Origin of the sequence: Bacillus sp. FJAT-27001, assembly GCF_019039175.1 — a bacterium.
Classification (GTDB): domain Bacteria; phylum Bacillota; class Bacilli; order Bacillales; family Bacillaceae; genus Bacillus; species Bacillus velezensis.
The window spans coordinates 300,084-325,594 of the sequence record NZ_JAHOAA010000003.1 but is presented as its reverse complement, the minus strand read 5'-3'; the positions used below and the strand labels follow the sequence as shown (position 1 = coordinate 325,594).

The 25,511-nt window shown below is 47.5% G+C and carries 20 protein-coding genes and 1 pseudogene; 5 read left to right on the top strand and 16 right to left on the bottom strand.

Features of this window, described 5'->3' with window-relative positions:
* Nucleotides 1-68: 68 nt before the first annotated feature.
* A complete protein-coding gene (gene rpoE, locus BGM27_RS11805) occupies nucleotides 69-596 on the bottom strand; it encodes a DNA-directed RNA polymerase subunit delta (protein ID WP_007407616.1) in 528 nt (175 codons plus the stop codon).
* A 227-nt stretch (nucleotides 597-823) separates the two neighbouring features.
* Nucleotides 824-2,932, bottom strand: coding sequence for a (Fe-S)-binding protein (locus BGM27_RS11800; RefSeq protein ID WP_007407617.1), 2,109 nt, complete (start codon nucleotides 2,930-2,932; stop codon nucleotides 824-826).
* A 138-nt stretch (nucleotides 2,933-3,070) separates the two neighbouring features.
* Between BGM27_RS11800 and cls (BGM27_RS11795) the strand changes: the two genes are divergently transcribed.
* From cls (BGM27_RS11795) to BGM27_RS11785, 3 genes are all read left to right on the top strand, one after another.
* Nucleotides 3,071-4,270 (top strand): cardiolipin synthase, encoded by a 1,200-nt coding sequence (cls, locus tag BGM27_RS11795; RefSeq protein WP_020954350.1) that lies wholly within the window; start codon nucleotides 3,071-3,073, stop codon nucleotides 4,268-4,270.
* Between the two features lie 12 nt (nucleotides 4,271-4,282).
* Nucleotides 4,283-5,245 carry a UV DNA damage repair endonuclease UvsE gene (gene uvsE / locus BGM27_RS11790; RefSeq protein ID WP_007407619.1) on the top strand — a complete coding sequence of 321 codons (963 nt, stop codon included), beginning with the start codon at nucleotides 4,283-4,285 and terminating at the stop codon, nucleotides 5,243-5,245.
* Nucleotides 5,246-5,313: 68 nt separating this feature from the next.
* Nucleotides 5,314-5,586 carry a hypothetical protein gene (locus BGM27_RS11785; protein WP_007407620.1) on the top strand — a complete coding sequence of 91 codons (273 nt, stop codon included), beginning with the start codon at nucleotides 5,314-5,316 and terminating at the stop codon, nucleotides 5,584-5,586.
* A 66-nt stretch (nucleotides 5,587-5,652) separates the two neighbouring features.
* Here BGM27_RS11785 and BGM27_RS11780 read toward each other — a convergent pair whose 3' ends face one another.
* The 8 genes from BGM27_RS11780 to BGM27_RS11745 form a co-directional block, all read right to left on the bottom strand.
* Nucleotides 5,653-7,380, bottom strand: a complete 1,728-nt coding sequence (locus BGM27_RS11780) for an ABC transporter ATP-binding protein (RefSeq protein ID WP_007407621.1) — start codon at nucleotides 7,378-7,380, stop codon at nucleotides 5,653-5,655.
* Nucleotides 7,381-7,460: 80 nt separating this feature from the next.
* Entirely contained in the window at nucleotides 7,461-8,963 is a 1,503-nt protein-coding gene (gene cls, locus BGM27_RS11775; RefSeq protein WP_007407622.1) for a cardiolipin synthase, read from the bottom strand.
* Between the two features lie 95 nt (nucleotides 8,964-9,058).
* Nucleotides 9,059-9,688, bottom strand: coding sequence for a YitT family protein (locus BGM27_RS11770; protein ID WP_007407623.1), 630 nt, complete (start codon nucleotides 9,686-9,688; stop codon nucleotides 9,059-9,061).
* Nucleotides 9,689-9,827: 139 nt separating this feature from the next.
* Nucleotides 9,828-10,499, bottom strand: a complete 672-nt coding sequence (narI, locus tag BGM27_RS11765) for a respiratory nitrate reductase subunit gamma (RefSeq protein WP_007407624.1) — start codon at nucleotides 10,497-10,499, stop codon at nucleotides 9,828-9,830.
* Nucleotides 10,496-11,053: a nitrate reductase molybdenum cofactor assembly chaperone gene (gene narJ / locus BGM27_RS11760; RefSeq protein ID WP_007407625.1), complete on the bottom strand. Its 558-nt coding sequence runs from the start codon at nucleotides 11,051-11,053 to the stop codon at nucleotides 10,496-10,498. The genes narI and narJ overlap by 4 nt, the downstream gene beginning before the upstream one ends.
* A 25-nt stretch (nucleotides 11,054-11,078) precedes the next feature.
* Nucleotides 11,079-12,542: a nitrate reductase subunit beta gene (narH, locus tag BGM27_RS11755; protein ID WP_020954352.1), complete on the bottom strand. Its 1,464-nt coding sequence runs from the start codon at nucleotides 12,540-12,542 to the stop codon at nucleotides 11,079-11,081.
* Complete coding sequence (locus BGM27_RS11750) at nucleotides 12,532-16,218, bottom strand: nitrate reductase subunit alpha (protein ID WP_007407628.1); 3,687 nt, start codon at nucleotides 16,216-16,218, stop codon at nucleotides 12,532-12,534. The genes narH and BGM27_RS11750 overlap by 11 nt, the downstream gene beginning before the upstream one ends.
* Nucleotides 16,219-16,396: 178 nt before the next feature.
* The gene (locus tag BGM27_RS11745) at nucleotides 16,397-16,873 is read right to left on the bottom strand and encodes a cyclic nucleotide-binding domain-containing protein (protein ID WP_007407629.1); all 477 of its coding nucleotides are present in this window, start codon (nucleotides 16,871-16,873) and stop codon (nucleotides 16,397-16,399) included.
* Nucleotides 16,874-17,015: 142 nt separating this feature from the next.
* On the opposite strand from BGM27_RS11745, the gene BGM27_RS11740 reads away from it, so the two are divergent.
* Complete coding sequence (locus BGM27_RS11740; protein ID WP_007407630.1) at nucleotides 17,016-17,735, top strand: YwiC-like family protein; 720 nt, start codon at nucleotides 17,016-17,018, stop codon at nucleotides 17,733-17,735.
* A gap of 31 nt (nucleotides 17,736-17,766) precedes the next feature.
* Here BGM27_RS11740 and BGM27_RS11735 read toward each other — a convergent pair whose 3' ends face one another.
* From BGM27_RS11735 to BGM27_RS11720, 4 genes are all read right to left on the bottom strand, one after another.
* Nucleotides 17,767-18,483, bottom strand: a complete 717-nt coding sequence (locus BGM27_RS11735; RefSeq protein WP_007407631.1) for a fumarate/nitrate reduction transcriptional regulator Fnr — start codon at nucleotides 18,481-18,483, stop codon at nucleotides 17,767-17,769.
* Nucleotides 18,484-18,580: 97 nt separating this feature from the next.
* Complete coding sequence (gene narK / locus BGM27_RS11730; RefSeq protein WP_007407632.1) at nucleotides 18,581-19,771, bottom strand: nitrate transporter NarK; 1,191 nt, start codon at nucleotides 19,769-19,771, stop codon at nucleotides 18,581-18,583.
* Between the two features lie 132 nt (nucleotides 19,772-19,903).
* Nucleotides 19,904-21,574: an arginine--tRNA ligase gene (gene argS / locus BGM27_RS11725; RefSeq protein ID WP_007407633.1), complete on the bottom strand. Its 1,671-nt coding sequence runs from the start codon at nucleotides 21,572-21,574 to the stop codon at nucleotides 19,904-19,906.
* Nucleotides 21,571-21,999: a YwiB family protein gene (locus BGM27_RS11720; protein ID WP_007407634.1), complete on the bottom strand. Its 429-nt coding sequence runs from the start codon at nucleotides 21,997-21,999 to the stop codon at nucleotides 21,571-21,573. Before BGM27_RS11720 ends, argS begins: the two co-directional genes overlap by 4 nt.
* 153 nt (nucleotides 22,000-22,152) lie before the next feature.
* Between BGM27_RS11720 and BGM27_RS20535 the strand changes: the two are divergent.
* A pseudogene (locus tag BGM27_RS20535) lies at nucleotides 22,153-22,664 on the top strand (bacteriocin biosynthesis protein AlbG); the annotation flags it as partial.
* 6 nt (nucleotides 22,665-22,670) lie between these two features.
* Here BGM27_RS20535 and BGM27_RS11710 read toward each other — a convergent pair.
* Together BGM27_RS11710 and BGM27_RS11705 are read right to left on the bottom strand one after the other, a co-directional pair.
* Complete coding sequence (locus tag BGM27_RS11710; RefSeq protein ID WP_007407636.1) at nucleotides 22,671-24,047, bottom strand: YncE family protein; 1,377 nt, start codon at nucleotides 24,045-24,047, stop codon at nucleotides 22,671-22,673.
* Between the two features lie 39 nt (nucleotides 24,048-24,086).
* Nucleotides 24,087-25,442 (bottom strand): YncE family protein, encoded by a 1,356-nt coding sequence (locus BGM27_RS11705; RefSeq protein WP_007407637.1) that lies wholly within the window; start codon nucleotides 25,440-25,442, stop codon nucleotides 24,087-24,089.
* Nucleotides 25,443-25,511: the final 69 nt, after the last annotated feature.

The following is a 25,511-nucleotide window of genomic DNA, read 5'->3' as shown; positions in this document are numbered from 1 at the left end:
TTGAAGAGCCCAAAATACATACTACATAGTTCGACAATGAAAGTCAAGATCGTTTTGCTGATATAAAATCAGTCTTTGCGATCCTCTTCCTCATCATCATAATCTTCCTCATCTTCTTCAATCATCTCGTCTTCGATCTCAAGCTCGTCGTCATCTTCTTCATCGATATCTTCGTCGTCAAAGCTGTCTGCTTCAAGGTCAATATCTTCTTCTATTTCATCGAGATCGATGTCATCTTCGTCAACTTCCTCGAATTCATCAAGGTCGAGATCTTCCTCAACGACTTTTTTCGCTTTTTTCTTTTTCGCTTTTACAGTCGGCTGCGTTTCTTCGTCCAGCTGATCGTACGGATACCAGCTGCGAAGCCCCCACGTCTGGTCTGACAGAGCAATAAAGCGGCCGTCAATGTTCAGGTCTGTATAAAATTGGGCGATACGGTCGCCCAGTTCCTCTTTCGTAACACCGAGCAAGGAGATCATTTCATTCAGCAGCTCCTGGAACGGAACCGGTTTTTTATGTTCTGAGAAAATTTCGTGAGCGATTTCAACTAAAGCCATCTGCTTCAGCTGTTCCTGAGAATATTGTTTGATACTCAAGGTCGGACACTCCCTTTCTATTACTTATATGTATCTGTTTCTATCCTATAATAAGAACGAATTTGTATTGTTTTGTTCATAAACCATACCTCTCATTATAAACAAATTAAAACAGAATATGCTACCCTTAACAGCGTAATTTAAGAAATTTTAGAGCCGTCCCTTCATAAATCGGCTGATGTGCGAAAACAAAGCCGCCGGCATATGCGCCGGCGGCCCGCTTCTTTCTATAAAGACTCTTGTTTTTCGGCGCCGAATACAGACATGGCGAGCAATTCACTGACATCATAAGTGCCGATCGCGTCTTCGGCTTCTTTCGCTTTCGTACCGTCACCGAGCATGGTCAGACAGTAAGGACAGCCGGAGCTGATGACCGTCGGACTGACAGAAAGCGCCTGCTCAGTCCGGGCCGTGTTGATTCTCGCTCCCGTTTCTTCTTCCATCCACATGAGCCCTCCTCCGGCGCCGCAGCACATCCCGTTTTCGCGGCTGCGCTCCATTTCCTTCAATTGAACGCCCGGAATGGCTTTTAAGATCGCTCTCGGCGGCTCATACACTTCATTGTATCTTCCTAAATAGCACGAGTCATGGAAGGTAATCGTTTCATTCACCGGGTGAAGCGGTTTTAGTTTCCCCTGTGACACAAGCTCGGCTAATAATTCAGTATGATGATAGACTTCGGCCCGGAATCCGAAATCAGGATATTCATTTTTGAACATATTATAGGCGTGCGGATCAATCGTGACGATTTTTTTGATCCCGTGTTTTTCAAATTCGCCGATGTTGTGTTCCGCCAGCTCTTGGAACAGAAACTCGTTGCCCAAACGGCGCGGCGTATCGCCTGAGTTTTTTTCCTTATTGCCGAGAATCGCAAAGGATACGCCCGCTTCATTAAGCAGCTTTGCAAATGAGACGGCAATCTTTTGGCTCCTGTTATCGTAGGAACCCATTGATCCGACCCAAAACAAATAGTCGAACTCTTTGTCTTGTTTTTTCATTTCTTTCACTGTCGGAATTTCTGTATCAGCCTGCTCCCGCCAGTTCTCCCGCTCTTTCCGGTTTAAGCCCCACGGGTTTCCCTGTCTTTCAATGCTTGTCATGGCCCGCTGCGCGTCGCTGTCCATCTTCCCTTCCGTAAGCACAAGATAACGGCGAAGATCGATAATTTTATCAACGTGTTCATTCATGACCGGACATTGATCCTCACAGTTGCGGCAAGTGGTGCACGCCCAAATCTCCTCTTCCGTGATGACCTCGCCGATTAAGCTCGGGTTGTAATCAATGGCTGCGGCCGCTTCACGCGATCCTCCCCCTGAGGAAGCCGCGGCGAGCTGATTCGCTTTCGTGTGCTGAAAAACGGGCGCGGGCACCCACGGAGATTTTGACGTCACGGCAGCGCCTTTTTCCGTCAAATGGTCTCTGAGCTTTAAAATGAGGTCCATCGGCGAGAGCATCTTGCCCGTACCGGAGGCCGGACACATATTTGTACAGCGGCCGCATTCGACGCAGGCGTAAAGGTCGACAAGCTGAGAGCGGCGGAAGTCTTCAATCTTTCCGACGCCGTAGCTTTCTTTCGTCTCATCGGTGAAATCGATTTTTTCCAGCTTTCCTTTTGAATCCAGCCTGCTGAGGAACACATTCGCCGGACCCGCAATTAAGTGCGCATGCTTTGATTGCGGCACGTACACTAAAAAGCTGAGCAAAAACAACAGATGAAGCCACCATGAAACATAAAACACGGCGGCTGCCGCCGGCGCTGAAAGACCGCCGAGCACAAACGCAATAGAGGAAGCGATCGGCTCCGTCCAAGACAGAGAATGATCGTGCCATAAAAGGTTCATGGCGTTCCCGAGAAGCACCGTCACCATCAGTCCGCCGATAAACAGCAGGACAAGCCCCGCTTTAAACCCGCGTTTCAGTCTGACGAGTTTTTCAATGTAGCGCCGGTAAAACGCCCAGACTACGGCGACTAAAATCAGAAACGTGACGATTTCCTGAAAAAAGGTAAACGCCGGATAAAGCGGACCGAACGGCAGATGGCGGTCAGGAAGCAGCCCTTTCAGAATAAAATCAATTGCGCCGAACTGAACGAGTATAAAACCGTAAAAAAACAGAACGTGGATGATGCCGCTCTTTTTATCTTTCAGCAGTTTTTTTTGTCCGAACACATTCACCCATATCTTCTGAAGACGTTCTTTCAGGCGTTTATCAAATTCTTCCCTTTGGCCGAGCTTAATATAAGCGATCCTCGTTCTGATCAGGTAAACGAATAAATAAACGGCGTAAGCGGTTACAGCTGAAAACAGCAGCGCGTTTACCATGAGAAATGCGTTCATCTTGTCTCCCCCTTTGTTCTGATACCCCTCTTCATTGTCATATCTTTACTTTATCATAAATAATGAATGAGTGTTCAGTCAATAATTAAATTCACATTCTCAGGGCACACTACGAATACTTCGGAAAGGAGCGTCGGTATGAAGGTCATTTTTGTGTTGCTTGTCATTTTTATCATATTGATCGCACTTATGCTGCTTGATATGCTGCTTGGCCGGGCGGCGTACAAAAAACAGGCGTATGAGCCCGTTTTTGACCCGAAAAAGAGTGATATCACACTCATTCACTGCGGCAGCGAGCTTGTGCGGCAGATGACGGCTGATATCCGCCAAGCCGTCTCTTCTATTCATATGATGTTTTTTATTATGAAGAACGACCAAGTCAGCCATGAGATGTTTCATTTATTGAAGGAAAAGGCCCAGGCCGGCGTCTCCGTATATCTGCTGCTCGATTGGGCGGGCAGCCGCCAAGTGAAAAAGCCTTCCATTCAAACGATGAAAAAAGCCGGCGTTCACGTTCATTTTCTAAATAAACCGGCATTTCCGTTTCTTTTTTTCAGGCTGCAAAAACGGAATCACCGGAAAGTGACCGTCATTGACGGCAAAATCGGCTATGTCGGCGGTTTTAATATCGCTGAAGAGTACCTCGGCAAAAAAGCGAAGTTCGGAAACTGGGAGGATTATCACCTGCGGATGACCGGCGAAGGCACGGCGGATCTTCAGACTCTTTTTGTAAGCGATCTGAAACGAAACACCGGAAAAGCACCCGGATCACCCGGGGTTTATCCGGCATTATCCGAAGGGAATATCTCTCATAGGACATATGCATCTGACGGTTTTTCGCTTGAATCGCATTATGAAAACTGCATCCGTAAGGCGGAGAAAAAAATCATTATCGGCACGCCTTATTATGTACCGAGCAAAAAGCTTCAGGAAGCGCTTATTTCAGCCTGCCGAAAAGGCGTCAAAGTCATCTTGATCGTGCCGATGAAGTCAGACCACCCGCTCGTTCGGGAAACAGCTTTTACCTATTATCCCGAGCTTCTGAAAGCTGGCTGCCTCATCTATCGGTATTATCAAGGCTTTTATCATGTCAAAGCTTTCATTATTGATGACCGCATCAGCATTATCGGCACGCCGAATTTTGATAAACGGAGTCTGTTCTGGAATGAAGAGGTGAATGTCATCATTCATGATGAAGCCTTTACAAAGGAAGTGCTTTCAACCATAAAGCAGGACATCGAAAAATCCGAGCTTCTCACATTAGAAAAAGTGAAACAGCGCTCCGTCAGACAGCTTCCTGCAGAATGGCTGGGAAAGGCCATATCTTACTTTTTATAAAGGAGAAACCATATGCTGTTCAGATTCGGATTCGTCGCAAACGCCATGTGCCTTTGGGACGCGTCCCCCGCAAAAACCTTAACATATGCGCGCTATACCAAGCTTTCCCGCAGTGAGCGGAAAGACGCCCTGCTTTCTGTGACGAAAGCAAATCTTACCAATACGCTGCGCACCATCCACTATGTGATCAGCCACGGCATCCCGCTGTACAGGTTCTCAAGCTCGATTGTGCCGCTCGCCACCCATCCGGATGTGCTGTGGGATTTTGTCACGCCGTTTCGCCAGGAGTTTCGTGAGATCGGCGGGCTGGTCAGAAAATATGACCTCAGAACGAGCTTTCATCCGAACCAATTCACGCTTTTTACAAGCCCGAAACAGGAGATTACCGCAAATGCGGTCAAGGATATGGCCTATCATTATGACATGCTGGACGCAATGGGCATCGCGGACCGTTCCGTCATCAACATCCATGTCGGAGGCGCTTACGGTGACAAACAAAGCGCGCTTGGCCGTTTCCGCGTGAATCTGAAAGAACTTCCCGATGTCATCAAACAGCGGATGACTTTAGAAAACGATGATAAAACATACACGTCCGAGGAAACACTCAGTGTATGTGAGCAAGAAGGCATTCCGTTTGTGTTTGATTATCACCATTTTTACGCCAATCCGACCGATGACGCTGATTTAGATAACATTCTTCCGCGGATGATCAAAACATGGCAGCGGATCGGCTTAAAGCCGAAGGTCCATCTCTCCTCGCCAAAATCAGAATCAGCCATACGCAGTCATGCGGACTATGTGGATGCGAATTTTATTCTGCCGGTGCTGGAGCGGTTTCGACAATGGGATACGGACATCGATTTTATGATTGAGGCGAAAGAGAAAGACCGGGCGCTGCTCCGGCTCGCCGAAGAATTAAGCGCCATCCGCGGAGTCAAACGCCTGGCGGGCGGAGTGCTGAAGTGGAAGGCATAACCAGGTTTATCACCCGTTTATATGGGGAATTTCCGAAATAACAGACCATCAGACGGAGGAGAAAATATATGAAAAACATTACATCTTTGAAAATAGCCGCTAAGAAGTTCACTTTACGAAACATGCTTCAGCTTTATCAGCTTTGCCACACGGGAGGCCACGAGCTGTATATCTACTCTAAAAAAACGATGTGCAAAATCAAAGATATCATTGAGCTGGAAACGTTCAGAATGGCCCATAAAGAACAAGAATATTTAATTGTAGTGGAAGGCAAGAAAGCGGTGCAGCTTATTGACCGTTTCAAACATATCATCGAACCTGCGCAAAAAGAAGCCCATTAAATACAGACTACATAAAAAAGGATAGACAGGAGGCGCCTCGGCCCCCGCTCGTCTATCCTTTTTCTTTTATTGATGCATCAGCTCGCCGAATTGCGCCTGATGAAGTCTCTGGTACATGCCGCCGGATGCCAGCAGTTCCTTATGATGACCTTGTTCAGCGATGCCTTCTTTCGTGACGACGACGATCCTGTCCGCATCCTTAATCGTAGCCAGCCGATGGGCGATCACAAGCGTCGTGCGTCCTTCAGACAGCTCTTGCAGCGATTTTTGAATGGCGGCTTCCGTTTCTGTATCGAGGGCTGATGTAGCCTCGTCTAAAATTAAGATCGACGGGTTTTTCAAAAACATTCTGGCGATGGAAAGCCGCTGCTTCTGCCCGCCTGACAGTTTCACGCCGCGCTCGCCGATCACCGTGTTTAAACCGTCGGGATACCCGTTTACCAAGTCCTCTAAATGCGCCTGGCGGACGGCCTGCCAGATTTCTTCCTCAGACGCGTCGAGCCGCCCGTAAGCAATGTTTTCCCGCAATGTGCCGGAAAACAGAAAGACATCCTGCTGGACGACGCCGATTTGTCCGCGCAATGATGACAGCGTCATGTCCTTAATATCGATTCCGTCAATGGAAATCACGCCTTCAGACGGCTCATAAAAGCGCGGCAGCAGACTTGTCAGCGTTGATTTTCCCGCTCCCGAAGGCCCGACGAATGCGACTGTCTCCCCGGCATGAATGGACAAATTGATTCCCGACAGAACCGGACTGTTTTCTTCGTAACCGAATGACACACCATCATAACGGATATTCCCTTTTAAACCGGACACATGTCTCGCGTTCGGGGCGTCCTTGATATCAGGCTCCGTTTCCAGTATTTCTATAAAGCTTTTAAAACCGGCAATGCCTCTCGGATACATCTCAATAATCGCGTTGATTTTATCAATCGGACGGAACAGAACGTTCGTCAGCAGCACAAAAGCGACGAATTCCCCGTAAGATAACGATCCGCGGATCACGAACCATGTGCCGCACAATAAGACGAACAGCGTGACGAATCTTGTCAGCATGTAACTGATCGAGCCGTTTTTCGCCATGATTTTATAAGACGTCAGCTTTGTTTTGCGGAAACGCTGATTGTTCACGTCAAACCGCTGCGTTTCAAACGCTTCATTGCTGAAAGCCTGAACAAGACGGATGCCGCCGATATTGTTTTCAACCCTCGCGCTGAAGTCTCCGACGTCTTTGTTCAGTTTTGTAAACGCAGAGGTCATTTTTTTATTGAAATACAAAGCAAGCCATATGACGACCGGCATAATGATAAAAGTCAACAGCGCGAGCTGCCAGTTAATAAACAGCATCACACCGAATGCGCCCAAAATCGTCATGATCGCGATAAACAGGTCTTCAGGTCCGTGGTGGGCGGTTTCTCCGATATACATCAAATCATTGGTGAGCTTGGACATTAAACTGCCCGTTTTGTTGTTATCGTAAAATTTGAACGAAAGCTTTTGCAGATGGTCGAAAAGCTTTTTCCGCATATCGGTTTCAATGTTAATGCCGAGCATATGGCCCCAATACGTCACAACATACTGAAGTGCCGAGCTGAGGGCGTAGACCCCGAATAAAGCAGCGGAAGTCAAAATAATCAGACTCCAATCCCGCCCCGGAAGCAATGTATCGATAAAGTAATTGACAATCAGAGGAAAACTCAGCTCCATCAATCCGCCGGCGATGGCAGAAAAGAAGTCGAGAAAAAACAGCTTTTTGTACGGTTTATAATAAGAAAAAAATTGTCGCAGCACGATTCCGTCCTCCTTGTGCCTCGTTCTTAATGATAATATTTCTCAATTATACTATACACAAGGAGTTTTAAAAGCGTTTTTTATAAAACGCCGGAAAATAACCGTGCGAAGGATTCCTTCGTTCTTTCCCATAATGTGCGCTTATAGAAACGGACGGGGCTGATTTTTTCAGACTCCTTCATATCCTCCAGATAATGCGCTTCAAGATCTTTGATCGCCTCTTGATCTGTAAAAAAGACATTGACTTCAAAGTTCAGCTGAAAGCTTCTCATGTCCATATTCGCCGTCCCGACAGAGGCGAGGTTTCCGTCAGTGATGAGCACCTTTTGATGCATAAAGCCTTTTTGATAAGAATAGACTTCGATTCCTTCGCGAAGAAGCTCGGGGAAATACGATCTCGTCGCGTACTGGGTTAAAAATCCGTCATTGGTTTCCGGCACCATGACACGCACCCGGACGCCTCTGGCAGCAGCCTCCTTTAGCGCTGTGCGGATCGGCTCATTCGGCACGAAATAAGGCGTCGCGATCCATACAGACGATTCGGCCGCCGCTATCATGGCATAATACAGATCGCTCATCCGCTCCTTCATATCGGGGCCTGTCGGAACGACTTGATAGACGCCTCCGCTTTCTGCCGCAACCGGGCGGGTATATGCTTTCCGATCAATCAGCACCTCATCCGAAACGTATTCCCAATCAAGCATAAAAATGCTGTGGAGCGTCTGAACGATTTCTCCTTCGACTTTCATATGGGTGTCCCGCCAAAAGCCGACATCTTGGTCTTTGCCGATATACTCCTTGCCGACATTCAGCCCGCCGACAAAACCGACTTTCCCGTCAACGATGACGATCTTGCGGTGATTTCTGAAATTGAATTTTTGGTTGAAAAAACCGTATTTCAGCGGCAGAAACGGGACGATGTTCACACCCGCGCGTTTCAGTTTTTTAATATCTTTTCCGGCCAGCTTCAGGCTGCCGGCCGCGTCGAACAAAAACCGCACTTCCACACCTTGACGCGCCTTTTCCATCATAATGTCCATCATCTTGTGCCCGAGCATGTCTGATTTGAACATGTAATACTCAATATGTATAAATGACGCGGCCTCCCGGAGCGCCTCAAACAGCTCCGGAAATGTTTCGTCCCCGTTTTTGAGCACCTTCAGCCTGCTTTTTGTATTGATATTCATATGGGACGCCTTGATTGAATATTGAAAGAAACGCTTCTGATTTCCTTTCAGCCCGGTCAGGTCGGGAGTTTGTTCCATATCAAATATCGTTCTCAGCTTTTCCCGGTTGTATGTCCGTTTCGACCTGAACAGCTTGCCTTTTTCATAAAGCTGGCCGGAAAAAAGGTAAAATAAGTACCCGGCGATCGGAAAAAACACAAGAATATGAATCCATAACAGCGTGTGCTGCGAGGTGCGGTTTTCAAGAATTAACGAATAGATGCTGAACAAAATAATGCTTGCATAGCAAAGCACCCCTCCGTAAAACTCAAGCCTGGAAACCGGAAAAAACCATATGACATATGCTCCGATAAGCATCATATATAAAAAGCAAAATTCCAGTCTCCTTTTCAGCATCCCGACTCTCTCCCATCTGATCCGATATCTCTGTATACCCTCTGTTTTCCGGCTTGTAAACATATGAAAAAGCCTCTCCGCACGAGCGGAAAGGCTTATGATGAAGCTTCTTGTGATTGGCCGGGTGTGATGTTCTGAAGCAATGCCGGATTGAGCGAGCAGCTGCCTTTGATTTTATTTTTGAAGATGCCGATGATCAGACCGGTGACCGCTATCGACACTAAGGAGAAGAGCCCTTTCAGCAACCCGACGGAAAAAATGCCGGCCAGCACGACGCCAAAATCGAAGAGGAAATTAACGGCACCCGGATTCCATCCGCAGCGCTTTTGCAGAAATAAAGCGAGGATATTGGCGCCGCCGAGCGATGCCTGATGATAAAACATGAGCGACAGGCCGAACCCGATCAGCGCCCCGCCGCAAATCGCCCCGGCAAGCGGTGAAACAGAGACCGGCGGCAGCCAGTGATCCGCGCCGGTAAACAGAGTCAGTACTGTGACTGCAAAAACGGTGGATAGAGTGAATTTGATTCCCATTCTGATGAGAGAAAATATATAAAACGGGATATTGATCAGAAAGAAGATAATCGCAAAAGAGGAATGAAACAAGTATGACAGGCTTAGTGACAGTCCCGCTGTGCCGCCGGTTAATACATGAGAATGTCTGAGTGTCAGGACGCCGGCGCTTGTCATCAGACAGGCGGCTAAAATGAGGAAAATCCGCTTCATTCTTCACTCTCCTTTTGTTGCTGTTATTTCCAAATAAAACATAACAGGAATCCCCGCCGCCCAGCCATTACCTTGGCAGAAAATATCTTATGTTTTTATTTTTTCACCATAAAAAATCCCCCTCTTGCAGGGGGGATTTTTACGTGCGTTTCCGATAGACAACATAGCTGCGCGTCAAATACTTGAGGGGCAGGCTGAACACGTGAACCAATCTTGTAAACGGCCAAAGGATAAAAACGACGTACCCTATGATGATATGAAACTTAAACCATAGCGGGACACTCTCCATCAAAGAAGCGTCAGGCCGGAACAAAACAATTTCCCTGAACCACGGCCCGACTGTTGCCCTGTAATCAAAGCCTTTCGAATCAATGTTAAGAAATGTGGCCGCAACGCCCGACAGCATCATGAACAGCAGCAGAATAAGCGTCAGGATATCCGATGGCGAGCTGGTTTTGCGGATTCTTTTGTCAAACAGCCTTCTGTATGTCAGGATGACAAGTCCGGCACATGCAGCAATCCCCGCCGGCAGGCCTGCGCCGATCGCCATTTTGTGATACATATGCTCTGAAATGCCAAGGGAAGCATACACGCCTTCCGGGATCAGAATTCCCATGACATGTCCGCCGACAACGCACAGCAGTCCCCAATGAAAAAGTGTGCTGCCAGCGGCAAGTTTTTTCTTTTCTAACAGCTCGCTTGATTTCGCCGTCCAGCCGAATTGGTCATGCTGATAGCGGTAAATATGCCCGCCGATAAAGATCGTCAATACAATGTATGGCATAACGCCCCACAGGATCTGCCCGCTCATGCCTGAACAGCCCTTTCTTCAATGCTTTCATGTACACCGATGTTTTCCAGTGCGGCCTGCAGCACGTGCAGCAGCTCAGCATAGATGCTGTTATTTTTTTCGAGGCGGGAAGCCAGCTCCCTCACATTAGACACGTATTTCTCAAACACGCTTCTCGCCGCTTCAATCTCCGCAACCGCGGCGAATTCCAGCATCAGCGGCAGGTAATCAGGCAGTTCTTTCTCTGTCGGCAGGAAACCGGATTGCTGGTAGGTGTTTTTTAAATGCAGCAATTCAATGCCGCGCTCCCTTTGTTCGCCTGAGTTAAAGTAGGTGACGTACATATTCGTTTTTTTTCCGAAATCGAACGTATACACATAGTGTTCAATCAGCGCTTGCGGAGAAAAGCCGGCTGCCGCCTCTAAAAAGTGCAGCAATTTCTCCCGGATTTGCTGATTGGTGATGTCATGGATAAGAGCCTTCCAATCGGGAATCTCGGCTCTCCACTCTTCATCCGGATAAGAGAGAAGAACGGAAAGAGCGGAGAACGTCATTTGCCGGTCTGTGGTGTTCATGTTATTACACCTCATTTATGAAAAATTAGAAACAGGAGCCGGGGCCGCCTGAAAATGATAAGCCGCAGCTCCCTTGTTCAGCATATAAATCTGACACTTCTTCTCGATGGCTGCTCGGGATCACAAAACGGTCATCATATTTGGCGATTGCCAGCAGCCGATACATGTCTTCAATTTGCTGTTCTGTTAAGCCGACACTGGAGACCAATGCCGGGTCGATGGATTTATTTGTCTGAACCGCCCTCATATACTGGCGCATGACAGACATTTTCTTTAACGTGGACCGAATATGATCCGTATCCCCCGCCGTTAACAGCTGCGCCAAATAGTCAATCGGAATTCTCATTTGGTCGATAGCCGGAAAAATCGCTTCCGCCGTTTGCCGGCTGCCTTTTCCTTCAAAGAGATTCATAATCGGGCTGAGCGGCGGAATGTACCAAACCATCGGCAGCGTACGGTACTCAGGGTGAAGCGGAAGCGCAATCTTCCAGTCAATGATCATTTTATAGATCGGCGATTGCTGCGCCGCTTCTATCCATTCAACCGGGATGCCTTGTTCTTTTGCCAGTTTGGCAATCTCAGGATCATTCGGATCAAGAAAAACGTCCAGTTGGGAATGGTAGAGATCCTTTTCATTTTCAACAGAGGCCGCTTCCTCCACTTTGTCCGCGTCATACAGCATGACGCCGAGATAGCGGATTCTGCCCACACACGTTTCAGAGCAAATAGTCGGCAGCCCCGCCTCCAAACGCGGAAAGCAGAGTGTGCATTTTTCCGCTTTGTTCGTTTGCCAGTTAAAATAGACTTTTTTATAAGGACAGGATGAGACGCAATATCTCCATGAACGGCATGCGTTTTGATCAACGAGTACGATGCCGTCTTCCTCGCGTTTGTACATGGCGCCGGACGGGCAGGAGGACACGCACGCCGGATTGATGCAGTGTTCGCAAATACGCGGCAGATACATCATAAAGACTTCATCGAATTCTGTTTTGATCGATTCCTCCATCTTTTGCACGTTTGGATCTTCAAGACCCGTAATATGCCCGCCCGCGAGATCATCCTCCCAGTTCGGACCCCATTCGATATTCATAAAATCCCCCGTCAAGGACGATTTCGGCCGTGCCACCGGCTGGTGTTTTTTCTGCGGGCTGTTTGTTAATGTTTCATAATCATAGTTCCAAGGTTCATAGTAGTCATCAATCGTCGGCTGGTTCGGGTTATAGAAAAGGCCTGCGAGCCGATTCGTTTTCGGGCCTGATTTCAGTTCAAGCTTTCCTTTTTTCAACGTCCAGCCGCCTTTATATTTGTCCTGGTCCTCCCATTGCTTCGGGTAGCCGATGCCCGGCTTTGTTTCTACATTATTGAAGTACATATATTCCGCACCGGAACGGTTTGTCCACGTGTTTTTGCAGGTGACGCTGCACGTGTGGCAGCCGATGCATTTATCCAAGTTCATGACCATCCCGATTTGCGCTTTAATCTTCAAGCCAATCAACCTCCTTCAGCTTGCGGATGACGACATTCAGATCGCGCTGATTCCCCGTCGGACCGTAATAGTTAAAGCCGTAACTCAGCTGTGCATAGCCCCCGATCATCTGGGTCGGCTTGACGTGAATCCTTGTCGGGCTGTTATGGGTGCCTCCGCGGTTATTCGTCAGTTTTGTGCCGGGCACGTTGATGTGACGGTCCTGGGCATGGTGCATAAACGCCATTCCTTTAGGAATCCGGTGAGACAAAACCGCTCTCGCGACGACAACGCCGTTTCGGTTGAAGCATTCAATCCAATCGTTGTCTTTGATATCCGTATCCGCAGCATCATCTTTATTCATCCACACAGTCGGCCCGCCGCGGAACAGCGTCAGCATCGGCAGAGAATCAAAATACATGCTGTGGACGGACCATTTATTATGCGGCGTCAAATAATTAAGAACGATTTCTTTGCCCTCTTGATCAGGCCGCTTGCTTAGGAATGGACGGTGCTGGAGGATCGGTTTAAATGTCGCCATCGTTTCACCGAATTCCATCATCAGTTCATGATCGACATAATAGGATTGTCTGCCTGTCAGCGTCCGCCACGGAATTAATTTTTCCACATTCGTCGTAAACGGCGAGTACCTGCGCCCTCCTTTTTCTGAACCGGTAAAGGCCGGAGAGGTGATGACCGTTTTCGGCTGGGCTGTAATTTGCTCGAACGTAAAGCATTCTTCCTCGCGCTCTTCCGCCAGGTCTTTCAGCTCCAGATCGGTAATGTTTTCAAGTGATTCCCATGCTTTCACGGCGACTTTTCCATTGGAGGTGGACGACAGGGTTAAAATCGCTTCCGCCGCCTGCTTCGCTTCACTTATATTCGGGCATCCTTTGGCAACGCTGTTTGAATCGGTTTCTCCCAGTCTCTGTTTGAGTGATTCATATTCATCCGCAATCGACCAGCTCATCCCTTTTGTTCCGCTCGGTTTTAAAGCCGTATTAGGGCCAAGCGCGGTCATTTTATGAAAAATGTGTTTGTAATCCCGTTCAACGACATGGATGTTCGGCATCGTTTTTCCCGGAATGGCTTCACATTCACCCTTGCTCCAGTCATTGATTTTGCCGAACGGCTGGGCCAATTCCTGCATCGTGTCGTGGAGGAGCGGCGTTGCGACTACCTCTTTCACCGGCTCCATATCGACTTCTTCCGCCAGATCGGAAACGGCTTTTGACAGCGCCTTAAAAATATCCCAGTCTGACTTCGATTCCCACGGCGCCGAGATGGCCGGAGCAAATGGATGAATAAACGGATGCATATCCGTGCTGCTGAGATCGTGTTTTTCATACCATGTCGCCGCCGGCAGCACGATATCGGAATACAGCGCCGTACCCGCCATTCGAAAATCAAGATTGATTAACAAGTCGAGCTTGCCTTCCGGCGCCTGCTCCCGCCATTTGATTTCTTCAGGGCGGATGCTGTCGCTGTCGTCATTCATCAGACCGTTCGTCGTCCCCAGCAGATGCTTGAGAAAATATTCATGCCCTTTCCCTGAGCTTGAGATCAGATTTGCCCGCCATACGAAGAGATTCCTTGGGAAATTCACTTCATTGTCAGGGTCTTCAATCGCGAATTTCAGTTTTTTTTCTTGAAGCCGTGAGGCCACGTACGCACCTACGTCTTCAGGTGTCGCCGCCCCCGCTTTCTCAGCTTCTTTGTACAGATCAATGCCGTTTTGATTGAATGTCGGGTAAGACGGAAGCCACCCTAATCGCGCCGCCAGCACATTGTAATCGGCGTGATGCTTGTAGCGGGACGACGCGGCGATCGGTGAAGCCAAGTCACTGATCGGCTGGTCTTCATAACGCCACTGGTCTGTCGCAAAGTAAAAAAATGAGGTGCCGTTTTGCAGTTTAGGCACGCCTTCCCAGTCCTTTGCGGTGGCAATCGTCTGCCACCCTTCAGCCGGACGGAGCTTTTCCTGCCCCACGTAATGGGCCCAGCCTCCGCCGTTTACGCCTTGGGCGCCTACGAGTAAAACAAGATTTAACACCGCACGGTAAATCGTGTCGGAGTTGAACCAGTGGTTGATCCCCGCCCCTACGATAATCATGGATCTGCCGTCTGTATCAATTGCATTTTGGGCAAACTCCCTGGCAATCTGTATAACGGCTTCTCTTTTAATTCCCGTGATCTGTTCCTGCCAGGCAGGTGTGAACGGACGGGGATCATCATAGGATGCGGCTGATTGTCCGCCGATGCCCCGGTTCACGCCGTAGTTGGCCAATATCAAGTCAAACACGGTCGTGACGTACGTCTCTTCACCGTTCAGATCCAATTTTTTAATAGGAAGATCCCGCTCAAGCACTTTGTTTCCGTCATCTGAAAAATACGGAATGCGCACTGAGCCGATTTCGTCCTCTATTCCGAGCACTGAGAGACGGGGCTCAATCTGTTCCCTGGTGTCTTCGTCGATCATGTGCAGATTCCATTTCTGCTGCCCGTCCCAGCGGGAGCCCATTGTGCCTTGCGGTATGGCAAACGCACCTGTCTGTTCATTCCAGACCGCCGGCTTCCACTGATCATTTTTTGTCTGCCGCCCGATGTCTTTTGCATGCAGAAACCGTCCCGCTGTATACACGCCGTTCTCTTTTGAAAGAGTGACGAAGAATGGAAAATCGGTGTATTGCTTCGCGTACTCAATAAAACGTTCAGTTTCTTGGTTCACGTAAAATTCCTGCAAAATGACGTGACCCATCGCCATCGCAAGCGCCCCGTCAGTCCCCTGGCGGATACTCAGCCAGTCATCTGCGAACTTTGAGGATTCCGCAAAATCGGGACTGATCGAAATGACTTTAGCGCCTTTATAGCGGGCTTCCGCCAGAAAATGCGCATCAGGCGTTCTCGTTAACGGAACGTTGGAGCCCCATGTGATAATATAGCCTGAATTGTACCAATCACTGCTCTCCGGAACGTCCGTCTGGTCGCCCCAAATTTGCGGGGACGCCGGCGGAAGATCCGCATACCAGTCATAGAAACTGAGCATTGGGCCGCCGATTAACGACATGAATCGCGAACCTGATGCGTGGCTGATCATGGACATCGCCGGGATCGGAGAAAAACCGACATTCCGGTCAGGCCCGTATTTCATCACTGTATACAGCAGAGAGGCTGAAATCAGCTTCAGCACCTCCGGCCATTCCGCGCGGACAAAGCCGCCTTTCCCCCTTGCCTGTTTATAGGACTTCGCTTTTTCAGGGTTTTCGACGATCGATTTCCAGGCATCCAGCGGATTTTGATGCGCCTGCAATGCTTCCCGCCACAAATTGATCAGCACACCGCGCACATATGGATATTTCACACGGAGCGGGCTGTAGATGTACCAAGAAAAACTGGCCCCCCGCGGACAGCCTCTTGGTTCGAAATCAGGCATATCCGGGCCTGTTGATGGATAATTCAAGTTTTGTCCTTCCCACGTGACAATTCCGTTTTTCACATAAATATTCCAGCTGCAAGAACCCGTGCAGTTGACGCCGTGGGTGGAGCGAACGACTTTGTCGTACTGCCATCTGTTTCTGTATACATTCTCCCAATCACGATCTTCGCTTGTCGTTTGGCTATGGTTATTTGAATGATGTTCGATAGGAGAAAAATAGTTTAATCTCCTGAGCAACGGACTCATTTTCTTTTTCTTCATGATCGTTCACTCCTTCCGAGTCAGGTGATGCTATGTACACTATAAACAGAGACGTCGCATCACCTTGTGAACTATGTCACACACTCTGCTTTTTTCACAAAACGTTCACACAGAGCAGCAGGAAGGATTTTCAAACGATATGGGGACGCCCGGCGTCATCAAAAAAAACCGGTTCTGTTTAAGAACCGGGTTCGGCGTTTTCATCCCGTGATGTATGCAGATACCGCAAAAACAACTGATAGGAACAGAAGACATTTTGCTGAAGCATCGCCAAAAAGTTCATTTGCAGCCGCGGATGGTAAGACATCATTTGCTTAAATACGGAATATGGAATATGGAGTACCAGAATATCCGGTGAGGCATTGACTGAGATAAAAGGCGATAAAGAGAGCCCGCCTTTTTCATCAATCGGAAACACATCGCCTTTTTCCCACAGCGCAACGGTTTGCGACCCTTCAGGGAGCCTGCTGTCCGTAAAACGGATATTGCCTTTTAATACAATATAAACGGATTGTGAATGAAGAAAGGATGGAGATTGGTCAGATGAGCCGCGGATAAACGTCCCGTTTTTCAGCAAGGTTTCGACAATGGACAGAGGCACTTCATTAAACATAGGAAGTTGTTTCAGAAATAATAAATAGTCACACTGATTCATAGGAAAGCCTCCTGTGCTAAGGATAGCTTTAGTGTAGCCCGATTGAGCCCGCGCGGCAGTGATGTATTTCACAGCTTGTATGATAAAAGTCACTTATCAGGAGAGTGTTTGTACTTATAATGAAATAAAAAGGAGGGTTTCGATGAAGGCGATGATTCCGAAGCAGCACGGCGCATGGGCGATGCTGCTGATTCCATTTTTACTCGGCATGGTCAAGGGAGGCCCGGTTTTCTGGCATATTCCGCTCTTTCTGGGCTGGCTGTTCCTTTACTTAGCGGTTTATCCCGTTTCGCTCGCTTTGAAAAAAAAACAGCTTCAGCCCTATCAAAAGTGGATATGGTATTACGGTTTTCCGGCCTGCTGCTTTTTGATCATTTCTGTCTATCATAAGCCGCAGCTCGTCTGGATCGGCGTTTTTTTATTGCCGCTGTTTCTCATACATACGCATTATGCCCGCCGAAAAAACGAACGGGCGCTCACGAATGATATTGCGGGTGTTCTGTTCTTTTGTTCAGGCGGGCTTGCGAGCTGCTGGCTGGGAACGGGAACCCTTGACGGCTGGGCTTGGTTTCTATTCTTGCAATCTGCTTTATTTTTTGTCGGGAGTTCTTTTTATGTGAAATCGGTCATACGGGAGAGAAAAAGCAGAACCTTTGCATACTGGTCGTGGGGATATCACCTCTTGCTCCCCTTTTTATCGGCTCTTCTCGGGGCAGGCTGGGCGTTTCTCTCTTTTATCCCAAGCAGTCTGCGGGCCTGGTTTTTTCACGGAAGAGACTGGCCGGTGAAAACGATCGGCATTCTGGAAATCGTAAATGCCGGCTTCTTTTTCGCCGTCATGTGTATATGTATCACAAGCTGAAAAACAAGGACACCGGCTGCCCTTGTTTTTTTCAGTCAATATTGCAGATCTCCAGCGGACAATTTTCACACTCGATCTCGCATCGTAAATAGTCCCGCTTGTGCAAAATAATTTTTCCGGTTTCGTCTATCGAAATAACCCCTTGTTTGCGGAGGTCTCCCAGCATGCGGTTGACGCTCTCCCTTGCCGCCGCGCAAAACTTAGCCAAATCCTGATTTGTCAGCACAATGTTAATCAGAATCCCGTCACTTCGTTCCACCCCGTAGCTGTTTGATAAGCGGATAAGGGTGGAATAGAGTGCCCCCTTTTTGCCGTGAAGAAGCAGGTCCCTGATCTTGGACTGGATTTTTCGAAGATGGGTGCTCATCCATTTCATAAATTCAAACGTCAAAACACCGTTTTGGATCAATTCCTTTTCCAGCTTGTTTTTATTAATGACGAGCACCTCGCCATCCTCTAACACTTTCGCACTGAGCATATATCTCGGCTCATCTGTGAATAGCGTCAATTCCCCGACAATATCGTTTTTTTGGCAGATTCTAAGCGTCAGGTCTTTTCCGTCAGACGTCAGCTTGCCGATTTCAATGAGTCCTGACTGAATCAGATAAAGCTCTTTTGCATCCATTCCTTCTTGAAACAAATAAGTATGTTTTTTCATTTTCCTTTTCGTACTGATCGATTCCAGCAATTCATGCAGTTCGCGGGAAAGAAGTTCTTTATCAGATTTTCGGACAGAGAGAATATTCATGAGCTCACCTCGAAGAAAGTCACGTTGCGTATGTATATTGTAACGTGACTTGATTTGCACTCACCCAGAAAAAACTAACAATCTTGTGAATGGATCATTATGAATTGAGGCTCTGACTGTTTCTCTCCGTATGTGTTTTCATTCTTTCCTGCCAATACATCCAGATCACAAGAACAAAGCTGGCTAACGCGACCTCTGAAAGCGCCATAAACCCGATCGCGTATTGGCCTGTTGCCTGAAATACACTTGCCAGAATCAGCGGAGGGAAAAAACCGCCCAGTCCGCCCATGGCAGACACAATACCGTTGGCAATCCCCGCTTGCTTCGAAAAATAGAAAGGCACCAGTTTAAATACCGTCCCGTTTCCAATCCCTGAGCAGACTGCCACCGTCAGCGATCCAAACGCATAAAGGCCGATCGTCGGGGAGAATGACAGCATGACCCCTGACAGCGTAAGCCCTGCGAAAACGAACATCAGAATACGGAGCGGGCTCAGTTTATCTGCAAGAAACCCTCCCACAGGCCTGAGCAGTGTAGAGACCGCAATAAAGCCGGCCGTCCGCAGACCGGCGTCCGCAGGGCTCAGCCCAAAATGCTCAACCAAAAAATTCGGAAGATAGATGGTAAAGGCGACAAAGGCGCCGAACGTAATAAAATAAAACAGGCTCAACATCCACAGCACATGATTTCGGTAAACGGCTTTCATTTGTGTCTTTATGGAAACTTTGACTTTCTTCTCATGCCGGTCGCCAAACAAAACGTGCAGTAATGCGAAAACAGCCAGCAAAACAAGATACATCTGCACGGTTGCTTTCCATCCCGCGGCTTGAGCGATAACCGGCGCCGCAAAGGTAGTAACGGCGGTCCCGATGTTTCCGGCACCGTAAATCCCATTGACGACACCGTGCTTTTCTTTCGGATAATATTTCGGGAGGGACGTCACTCCGATGGAGAATACCGCTCCCCCGATCCCTAAGAAAAAGCCGCCCGCGATTAAATCAAATAAAGAATCCGCGATACTGATCCAAAATACAGGAAACAAAAGCAGGATGAAGCTGATCATAAACATCAGCCGCGCCCCATACCTGTTCGTTAAATATCCTAAAGGAATACGGAGAAGCGATCCGAGAATAACGGGAATCGCCGTCACCAATGAAATCTCGCCTTTGCTTAAATGAATATCTGATGTCATTTGAGAAATGAGCGATGAAATCAGCACCCACACCATAAACCCTGCCACTAAGCTTAATGACTGCAACGATAATTGAATATGTTGACGATTGATCATTCGGCTTGCCCCTTTCACTGATTCAATATCAGTCTTATCATACAAAAACTCAGTGTGCGGGATTGTGAATTACATCACACGCTTTATATACAAAAAAGAACAAAGCCCGAAGACTTTGTCCTTTGATCATCATTACATTTTTTCCGGAGCGGATACGCCGATCAGCTGAAGCGCATTGTTCAGCGTAATTTGCGTCGCCTTCATTAAAGCGAGACGCGCGCGGCTCTTCTCTTTATTTTCCGGATCGATGACTTTCTCCGCATTGTAGAAGCTGTGCAGAGCGGAAGCCAGATCATAAATATAGTTTGTGACACGGTGAGGAATGCGTTTTTCCGCCGCTTCTGCCACTGCCTCAGGGAAGCCGCCGATCGTTTTCAGCAGGTCATATTCTTTTTCTGATTGAATATGGCTGAAATCAAGATCTGCCGCCGGTTTAAGTCCCTGCTCCTCCCCTTGGCGAAGCATGCTGCAAATACGTGCATGTGCGTATTGTGCATAATACACAGGGTTTTCGTTAGATGTGGATACGGCAAGATCCAAGTCAAAATCCATGTGCGTATCAGCGCTGCGCATCGCGAAGAAATAACGCACGGCATCCAAGCCGACTTCTTCAATCAGGTCGCGCATCGTTACGGCTTTCCCCGTACGTTTGCTCATCTTCATTTTTTCGCCGTTTTTGTATAAATGAACGAGCTGAATGATCTCAACTTCCAATGTGCCTTTCTTGTAACCGAGCGCTTCAATCGCCGCTTTCATACGCGGAATATACCCGTGGTGATCCGCGCCCCATACATTGATGAGCTTGTCGAATCCGCGGTCAAGTTTGTCTTTATGGTATGCGATATCCGGCAGCAAATAAGTGTATGAGCCGTCTTTTTTGATCAGCACACGGTCTTTATCGTCGCCGAACGTTGTGGAGCGGAACCATGTCGCGCCGTCCTCTTCGTATACATGGCCCTTTTCGCGAAGCGCCTCAAGCGCCTGATCAATTTTTCCGTTTTCGTACAGTGACGTTTCAGAATACCATACGTCAAACGGCACGCGGAAATTTTCCAGGTCGGAGCGAAGTTTATCAAGCTCGTACTTTAAGCCGTATTCACGGAAAAACGCCTGACGTTCGCTCTCCTCTTCGTGTACGAAACGGTCGCCGAAATCTTCGGCAAGCTTTTTCCCGATGGCGATAATATCCTCGCCGCGGTAGCCGTCTTCCGGCATCGGTTTCTCGAGACCGAGCGCTTCAAAATAACGGACTTCAACGGAAAGCGCCAGGTTGTTAATCTGGTTGCCCGCATCATTAATATAGTATTCGCGGCTCACATCATAGCCCGCTTTAGAAAGCACGCTGCACAGCGCGTCACCTACCGCCGCGCCGCGCGCATGGCCTAAGTGAAGATCTCCCGTCGGGTTGGCTGATACGAATTCGACCTGAATCTTTTCGCCTTGTCCGATGTTTGTCTCTCCGTAATGTTCACCCGCTTCAAGCACGGACGGAATCAGTTTTGTTAAGTAGCTGTTGTTCATGTAAAAGTTGATAAAGCCGGGTCCCGCAATATCCATCTTTTCAATGGAAGCTTTGCCTTTATCAAATGATGCCACGATCTCCTCAGCGATTTGGCGCGGCGCTTTTTTTGCGATTCTCGCCAGCTGCATCGCCATGTTTGTGGAATAATCACCGTGTGTTTTTTCTTTCGGCGTTTCTAACAGTACGCTTGGAATCTGGCTTTCGTCCGCCAGGCCCGCTTTCAGAACGGCCGCTTTGATTTCTTCCTTCAGCACGTCCTTCATTTGTTCCGCAATGTTCATGCGTGAGTTCCTCCCTCATACGTGATCGTCATATTATGTAAATGCTGCTGCCCGTCTCCGACATGCATGTCATATGCGATGCTGATTCGGCCTTTTTCTTCACCGAGATCAGATTGAATCGATTTTGTGCTTGTTTCCAGCTCAAGCTCACCAAATGACATTTTATATTTCGCAATTGTGGAAGCTCCCGTTATGAAACGCTGATTCATTTTAACAGCGCCTGACCTCATGATCAGGACTTCGCCTTCGCTCACCTTCACAATCGTTTTTACTTTGCCTAGGTCGTGTTCTTCATAATAAGATAGATACACTTTTTGTTGTTTTACATAGTAAAATCCGGTAGTACGGAATTCGATGACTTCATCATTTCCGTCATCCTCGATCACAGACTTCACATGGAGTGTTATCGGTGTCTCTTGCTTCATTTTGACACGTCCTTTTCATCATTCCACTTTGACTTGAATAGTATAATCATTCAGCTTGTAAACTTCAACTGCTTCTATCTTACCATCATTGCTCATTAGATTTGAAGATAAACCTCATAAAAAGCAGTTCCTTATGAGAAGAGAAAATCATATCACTATGTCACCCAATCCGTAAAAAACATGACAGCAGCTTTTCAGAAACTCACACAGTCTCATCGAAGCTGCTGCGACTTCCGGCAACATAGATTGTGCAGCAGAAATGCCAACGATGTCAAAGCGCTGCGTGACAGCTATAAAAACGTCCGCCAAACACACGTGATGGCTGCTGTATTATGCCAAGTCATCATATTCGGCTGCGTGTTCGAAATCGTCAAAGCCGTCCCTTTCCGCTTTCACACGCCCCTTGCCGTATCAATGGGACTCGCGGTGTTACTGATTTTGTATTTATTGTATTTTATGCGGACGTACTTGCTGCAGCTTTTCCAGCATGTCAGCCTGTTCAAAAAAGGGCATGCGGGAGCGCTGACAGGAGCCGGGGTTTGGCGGATGCTCAGTTTCACCGTAAGTGAACTCTGTTTTTAATCATCCTGGCTGCCATCCAGCAGATCGGCTCATTTATTTATAAACGATTTTTTTATCGCAGCTCTGCTTCTCTCAACCTGTGAAATAAGCTACATCGCAATCGCTGACGGACCAGTCCCAACCGGAATCACCGTCATGGCTGTATAATCACTCGTGCGGTACACGGTTACGGTATTGTCGCCGGGCTGTGCTGCATAAATGTACTGATTATCAGGTGTTACGGCGAGGTCAAAGGCGCCAGGCAGAGACACGTTTGCAATGATCCTCTGTCCAGCCGTATTAACTACGTATAAGTTATTAATGAGAAACGGTTCACTATATGGCTCTAGAAAATAAGCCCTAGTGCTATCGCGAGAAAATACAATCGTCCTCAGAGTTTCAAATAAACGGTTGAAGTCGCCTCCCCTGCTTAATGGTGACAAACTGATCTCCGTTACACCTTTCGGCAGCAGCTCACCATTCAACACATACGCAAAATTTCCAGCGTAAGGAGTGGCAATTAAACTGGGAAATTCAAATGTATCTATGATACTTTCTACCAACTGCCCAGTATTTACATCATATTTATCAACCGACCAACTGCTTCCATTAGCGGTATAGACATACTGTCCATTCGGATCAAGAGCAAAGTCTAAAGCGCCGGGTATCGGAATGACATCAATGACCGATTGAGAGGCCATGTTGATCATATATATAGATCCGGCGGCCATCACGTACGCGAACTCATCTGTTGAATCAAATTCAACCTTTCTCGGCCCTCCTCCAACAGTGATGGTATTTATGATGGTTAATGTTTTATTATCTAGCACTGAGACAAGGTTGGTATTCCCATGGAGGACATACGTGAAAGCTTTATCGAAAGTAACGCCTAGATTAGTTGGCACGTCAGAAAAAGGGATTGTTTTTACAACAGTGTTTAAATCTGAATCAATAACCGAAACCGTGCTGTCTCCTGAATTGGCTGTAAACACATACGATTGAGGGTCTGGCGGTGGCGGTAAAACAAGTGTCCCGGTCACCGTAAGCGGACTGCCGTAGAAAGGCGGTACAATGAGAAGATCTTCCACTGTTATTTGACTGAAATCAGGACAGCGGCCAGACTGCGCTGCATAATAAACAACTTGATCAATCTCTTCAGTATGAATCACAGAAACAGACCCGTCCCCTTGTCCATATTGATTTCGTACAGGCGACACACTGACAAGAAGCGTAACGGTCCCTTTTACTCTCACGGCATATCGAACACCGATATCTTCTGGTTCCGGCCCAGTCTGGATTAAGCAAGGCTCACTGATACATAATAAATGATCAGTACTCCATGTAACCGTCGCAGCTGCTTCGGCAGAATCAATGGTGAACCCCTCGGGAATGTCAATCGGCACTAGAAACGGCGCTTCTCTGCTAATTTCCTCATCACAAAAACAGAAACAATTTTCCTGTAAAGCAGACAGATCATTCTTTTTCATGAATTCACGTCCTTTTAGAAATGTACAGCATGCAGTTGGTTAAATCACAATATCTCCCGGTGAAACCCCAAGAGATATCACAGTTTCCACAGAATAATCATCCGTGTTGTAAACAGTGATGTTCTGCTCTAAAAAATGAGCAGCATACAGAAATTCGCCATTCGGAGTAAACGCAAAGTCTCTTGCCGATTGCGGAACATTTCCTATAACGCCTGCACCATTCGGACTGACAGCATATAAATTGCCAGTGAAGCTGTCATGTAAATACACCTCTGATCCACTCGTAAACATTACATATTGGCCATCAGGCTCCAGCTCTTGGGTAAAGCTGATCGTAAACGTATTTAAGTCAATAACCGTCAAATAATTGAATAAGAATTCTTGTTCTAAGACATACGCATACCGCTCCGGCCAATTTGTTTCTATGGATGATACGATAAGCTCTCGTTCAATCGTTCCTGTGACTTCACCGGTGAATAGGTCCACTTTTTGCACTAAACCAAAATCAAGAACATAGGCGAATAACCCATTGGGATCAATTGCAAAATCAAATCCTTCCACAGGAATCGACCTATCCACAGTTAACGTATCAATTCCAATCACATAAATCGCAGTATCGCCGAGAACATAAGCAAACTCATGATTTGGGATACATTTTATCGATCTAGGCGGCTGATCCAGCAGTATGGATGCTGTCACTGTTAAAGTGTCATAATCGATGACAGAAATCACATTATTGTTGAAGTGCAAAACAAACACAGCCCTTTTATCCGGAGTTATTTCAATACCTGTCGGCCGGTACGGTAGAGCAATCGTTGTCACAACAGTATGAGTGTTTGTATCAATCACAGAAACTGATTGATCATTTGGATTCGCTGTAAACGCATAAACGGGTTCCGGCTCAGGAACAAACACAATCGTGCCCGTCACCGATAAAGGACTGCCATAGAATGGCGGAACGACAACAAGGTTCTCGATCGTAATGTCACTGACATCCGGGCAATCATCGGGTTCATCAGAATAATAGACGACTTGGTCAATCTCTGCATTGCGGATGACAGAAACAGACCCGTTCCCTTGTCCATATTGATTTCGCACTGGTGAGACACTGACGAGAAGCGTAACAGTTCCCTGCAGGCGCACTGCGAATTGAACACCGATTTCATCAGGCTCTGGCCCCGTCTCAATGAAACAGCGTTCAATGACACAAGAAAGGCTGTCTGCATTCCACGTCACGTTTGCAACAGCTTCAGCCGGATCAACGACAAACCCCTCAGGCAATTCAATCGGCGCTTGAAACATCGCTTCACGGCTTGCTTCTTCCTCGCAAAAACATAAACATTCTTCTTGTGCGGCTCCTGCTTTTTCTTTAAAGGAAAGCTTGTTATTTCTCATATCTTCACTTCCTTTTCAGACATACACTGCTCACGCAGATACAACAGAATATGGGAAGGTGTATTTGTT

Bases quoted from the DNA above. Each gene is read 5' to 3' on its own strand.
- BGM27_RS11800 (WP_007407617.1), bottom strand. From the start codon at position 2,932: ATGAACGCATTTCTCATGGTAAACGCGCTGCTGTTTTCAGCTGTAACC.
- cls (WP_020954350.1), top strand. From the start codon at position 3,071: ATGAAGGTCATTTTTGTGTTGCTTGTCATTTTTATCATATTGATCGCA.
- uvsE (WP_007407619.1), top strand. From the start codon at position 4,283: ATGCTGTTCAGATTCGGATTCGTCGCAAACGCCATGTGCCTTTGGGAC.
- BGM27_RS11785 (WP_007407620.1), top strand. From the start codon at position 5,314: ATGAAAAACATTACATCTTTGAAAATAGCCGCTAAGAAGTTCACTTTA.
- cls (WP_007407622.1), bottom strand. From the start codon at position 8,963: ATGCTGAAAAGGAGACTGGAATTTTGCTTTTTATATATGATGCTTATC.
- BGM27_RS11770 (WP_007407623.1), bottom strand. From the start codon at position 9,688: ATGAAGCGGATTTTCCTCATTTTAGCCGCCTGTCTGATGACAAGCGCC.
- narI (WP_007407624.1), bottom strand. From the start codon at position 10,499: ATGAGCGGGCAGATCCTGTGGGGCGTTATGCCATACATTGTATTGACG.
- narJ (WP_007407625.1), bottom strand. From the start codon at position 11,053: ATGAACACCACAGACCGGCAAATGACGTTCTCCGCTCTTTCCGTTCTT.
- BGM27_RS11750 (WP_007407628.1), bottom strand. From the start codon at position 16,218: ATGAAGAAAAAGAAAATGAGTCCGTTGCTCAGGAGATTAAACTATTTT.
- BGM27_RS11745 (WP_007407629.1), bottom strand. From the start codon at position 16,873: ATGAATCAGTGTGACTATTTATTATTTCTGAAACAACTTCCTATGTTT.
- BGM27_RS11740 (WP_007407630.1), top strand. From the start codon at position 17,016: ATGAAGGCGATGATTCCGAAGCAGCACGGCGCATGGGCGATGCTGCTG.
- BGM27_RS11735 (WP_007407631.1), bottom strand. From the start codon at position 18,483: ATGAATATTCTCTCTGTCCGAAAATCTGATAAAGAACTTCTTTCCCGC.
- narK (WP_007407632.1), bottom strand. From the start codon at position 19,771: ATGATCAATCGTCAACATATTCAATTATCGTTGCAGTCATTAAGCTTA.
- argS (WP_007407633.1), bottom strand. From the start codon at position 21,574: ATGAACATTGCGGAACAAATGAAGGACGTGCTGAAGGAAGAAATCAAA.
- BGM27_RS11720 (WP_007407634.1), bottom strand. From the start codon at position 21,999: ATGAAGCAAGAGACACCGATAACACTCCATGTGAAGTCTGTGATCGAG.
- BGM27_RS11710 (WP_007407636.1), bottom strand. From the start codon at position 24,047: ATGAAAAAGAATGATCTGTCTGCTTTACAGGAAAATTGTTTCTGTTTT.
- BGM27_RS11705 (WP_007407637.1), bottom strand. From the start codon at position 25,442: ATGAGAAATAACAAGCTTTCCTTTAAAGAAAAAGCAGGAGCCGCACAA.